Here is a 757-nt window from a genome sequence, read left to right on the forward strand (position 1 = left end):
GCGACGCAATGGGAAGCAATCCAGTCGATTGCCGCCAAGATGGGTTGCTCACGCGAAACGTTAAGAAACTGGGTTCGTCAGGCTGAGAGCGATCGTGGTCTGCGCGCGGGCCCCAAGACGCAGGAGCAGGACCGCATCCGCGAGCTTGAACGCGAAGTCCGGGAACTGCGTCAGGCCAATGAAATCCTGCGCAAGGCCTCGGCATATTTCGCACAGGCGGAGCTCGACCGCCGACCGAAGTGATGATTGCCTTCATTGACGATCACCGGTCGGCGTATGGGGTCGAGCCGATCTGCAGGGTGCTGCCGATCGCCCCGTCGACATATTACCCTCATTCGTCTCGACGCGCTGATCCGCGTCGGCTGCCGCCGCGCGCGCAGCGCGATGCACTGCTGTGTCAGCACATCCGGCGTGTATGGGAGGAGAACTTTCGGGTGTATGGTGCGCGCAAGGTTTGGCGGCAGCTATCGCGCGAGGGATTCAAGCTCGCACGGTGTACTGTCGAGCGACTGATGAAGCGGCTCGGGCTGCAAGGTGTGCGGCGCGGCAGATCGATTCGAACCACCGTCAGCGAGCGAAACACACCGTGCCCGCTTGATCACGTCCAGCGGCAGTTCAAAGCGTCACGGCCGAACGCGCTGTGGGTGTCAGATTTCACCTTCGTGGCTACCTGGCAAGGCTTCGCTTATGTTGCCTTTATCGTTGATGTGTTCGCGCGACGCATCGTAGGCTGGAGAGTGTCAAGCTCAGCGCGTAC

General features: G+C 61.3%; 1 pseudogene and 1 other annotated feature. The pseudogene reads left to right on the forward strand.

The annotated features are described in order from the left end of the window. Positions 1-757: pseudogene (locus tag NCT04_RS34250) on the forward strand (IS3 family transposase); the annotation flags it as partial. Further along, positions 201-317, forward strand: a sequence feature (AL1L pseudoknot). Its footprint overlaps the pseudogene before it by 117 nt.

It is taken from the genome of Caballeronia sp. GAFFF2 (assembly GCF_023631485.1).
In the GTDB taxonomy this organism is placed as follows: domain Bacteria; phylum Pseudomonadota; class Gammaproteobacteria; order Burkholderiales; family Burkholderiaceae; genus Caballeronia.